General features: G+C 72.2%; 2 protein-coding genes. One reads left to right on the top strand and one right to left on the bottom strand.

The window, feature by feature from the left end; translation table 11 throughout:
• Nucleotides 1-1,647 (bottom strand): DUF4209 domain-containing protein (locus tag GUY61_RS41710; protein ID WP_166634662.1); only part of this gene is annotated, 1,647 nt, incomplete at its 3' end.
• 317 nt (nt 1,648-1,964) lie between these two features.
• On the opposite strand from GUY61_RS41710, the gene GUY61_RS36905 reads away from it, so the two are divergent.
• Nucleotides 1,965-2,951, top strand: coding sequence for a hypothetical protein (locus GUY61_RS36905; RefSeq protein WP_166634661.1), 987 nt, complete (start codon nt 1,965-1,967; stop codon nt 2,949-2,951).
• The last annotated feature ends 3 nt before the right edge of the window (nt 2,952-2,954 follow it).

Here is a 2,954-nt window from a genome sequence, read left to right as displayed (position 1 = left end):
GAGCAGGTACAGCGCGGCCTGGAGGATGAGCGCGACGCGGTGCTTGGGCGGAGTGTCGACCAAGCCGTGGCAGACGTCGTTGCGCAGGTTCATGCCGCGGTCGGGGTCGACGAGGAGCAGCTCCAGGGCGCGGCTCCAGTCCCGGGGATACCCGGCGGCCGGCATGCTGCGGAGGAGTCCGCCCATCGGGTCGACGGTCCCCAGGGTCTGGCCCTTGGCCACGGACACGATCGGGACTCGGGGGCGCAGGAGTTGTCTGAGGATCTGCTCGACCTGGGGCAGCGCGATGCACGCCGCCGCGTCGAGTTCCCCCAGCCAGAAGTACCGGAAGGCGTAGGCCAGGGTTCGGGCGCGTGCCGGCGGCAGGACGGCTTCGTGGGACAGGGTGCCGATCAGCTCGGCCTCGTCCGGTTCGAAACGCTCGTGGATGCGGTCGAGTTGCTCGGCGGCGAGGTGCCCGACGAAGTCCATCGCGAGGACCTGCAGTCCGACGACGTGGTCGTCGTCGGCGTCGACGGGCGGGGCGACCTGGACGGGGCCGGCGGTGTTGATGCGCGTGCGCGGGATCCGGAGCAGACCGTCCAGTGCGCGCGCGTCGTCGGTGTGCTCGCGCATCGCCGGATGGACGTCCTGCGTGGTTCGCCACAGCGCGTCGCGCAGGTCGACGGCGGCGTCGATGTGTGCTCGGGCACCGGCGAACAGTCCCGGCGGGGGGATGAGTGGGCGACCAAGTCGGGTCCAGCCCAGGGAGTGCGGATCGGTCTGTTGCAAGGCCATCTCGGCACGCACTCTCAGCTCGGACAGACCCCGGTCGCGGGCTTCGGTCGCGGCCCGGGTCAGCAGGTTGTGGCGACGGAACCCGGTGTCGGCGTCGGCGGCGTCGAGGAGGGCGTTGACGATCGCGGTGTCGATGCCGGTTCGGCGGTCCTCGGGCGCCTCCTCCCGCAGCAGCTTGAGGAAGTCGATGTGAGTGTGCACATCGCCGACGTAGCGACGTGCGGCGCGTTCCGCGAGGTCCGTGATGTCGTAGCGCTGGACGCGCAGTCCGTCCAGAAGGCCGGCCACAATCCCCGGATCGTCCTCGGGCGCGGCCAGGACGCGTTCGGCCAGGGCAGCCGTATCGTCGGTGACACGCTTGCACAGGTCGGTCTGGTTGAAGGTCCGGGCGAGGTCTCCGGCCCAGCGCAAGCACTCCGTCGCGCCCACCAGGCCAGCGAAGCGTCGGGGGGTGGCGAGCAGCAGCGGTGCCGCGTCCAGGTATCCGGTGGCCGCGCCCCGGATGCGATCGGGCTTGCGGCCGTGTCCCGCGGCCAGAAGAAGGTGATGGAGGCGGCCCCGGACGAAAGGGTTGCTGACGGCCTCGGCGTATGCGCTCCAGATCTCCAACTGGTCGGCGGTGGCCTCGGACAGGCTCGCCAGCCACCCCCTGAGCGGGTGGACGGGGAGCGGCGCAGCGAAGTCCTGGGCCTTGCCCGTCCCGGATAGCCGAAGTCGCAGCGCGGCGAGCAGCGCATCGCGCTGCTGTGCGGCGGCCGCGTTCGTGTCGAGGTCGGCGGCCGCGAGCACGACGGCGACGGCCTCGTAGGAAGCGGCGTCCTGCGCCGCTTCCATGAGAGCGTCGAGAACACTCGGTTCGACCTGCGGCACGGGAGCCTCACTTCCTTCGTCGCCAGTATCGGCACGACTCGGGACCGGGCCCACCGCTTTTCCCTGGTTCGGCTCTGCTGGGGGGCGTCTGTTCACCGGCGTTGCCGGCCGCGCCCGTGGCGTCTCGCTGCCAGGACCCCCACCGCGGGGCGATGGGACCGGTCCAGCGTGAAGTACTCCAAGGTCCAGCCGCCTTGGCGCCGGAAGGCGATCACGTACCGTGGCGCGGACCGATGCGTCGGCCCGCGACCGCGCGGCCGCCGCCGGACAGGCGGAGCCTGGCCGAGCGGGCTGTGGACGTACAGGGGGAGGAAGCGGTGACGGAGTCCAAGAAGCCCGCGGGCAGCACGGCACGCCCGGTCCTCGACCCGGATGCGGAGCTCTCGGACGCTACCCGGAAGGTCCTGCTGCAGGCCCTGGAGGACCCTCGCCGCTACGTGGGCCGCCCGGCCAACCCGCTGTGGGCGGCCGTCCCGCTTCTGGCGCGCGGCGGAGCGGGAGTCGCGGCGGCCGCCGTGCTGTCGTGGTGGACCGGTGGCCTCGAGATCGCGGATCCCGCCGCCGACTCCTCCACCCTCGTCGGCGCGCAGGACCAGCTGCTGCAGAAGGCCGTCGACCTGGCGCACACGCTGCTGTCCCTGTGGCCGCTGGCCGCCGGCGTCGTGGCCGTGCTCTGCGCCGGTCTGATCGCCGACCGGGCGCTCTACAACGGGCAGCTGCGCCGGCTCGCCGCCGCCCAGAAGCACCTCGTGCATCCGAAGGACCTGACCGCCGACGCCCAGGAACTCCTGGCCCGGGCTCGGCGGGCGATGACGGCCGTGCTCGACTCCAAAGTGCACCGCGAGAAGTGGCTCGACGCCCAGCGCAACGAGGCAGCCTTCCCCCGGCAGGAGTGGGCGATCGCCCAAGACCTGCGGAACTACAGCCGCGTGGCCCGCAAGGATCAACGGGCACCGCAGGAGACGGACAACGCCACGCTGGCCGAGCTGCTCGCCTCTCGCCAACGTGTGCTCGCGACGAGCCTGCAAGGCATCGAGCGGCGGGTGGCGGCGCTGGAGGCCTACGCCTCACAGGTCGCCGAGGCCGACGCCCGCTACGCCGAGGTACGGGAGATCGAGCGGCTGGCCGCGGGCAGCGACGAACTCCTCGACCTCCTTGCCCGCACCACGGTCGACGACCTGGCGGTCGCCGAGATAGACGCGCTGACCGACGAGGCCGCCGTCGTCGCCTCGACGTTCACCAAGGCGCTGGAGTCCGCCAAGCAGGCCGCCGCGGCGGCCCTCCCCCTCCAGGACGCGGCATAGCCC

Source organism: Streptomyces sp. GC420 (assembly GCF_009916105.1).
Classification (GTDB): Bacteria; Actinomycetota; Actinomycetes; order Streptomycetales; family Streptomycetaceae; genus Streptomyces.
The sequence above is the reverse complement of the archived record's forward strand: the minus strand, read 5'-3'. Positions and strand labels throughout refer to the sequence as shown.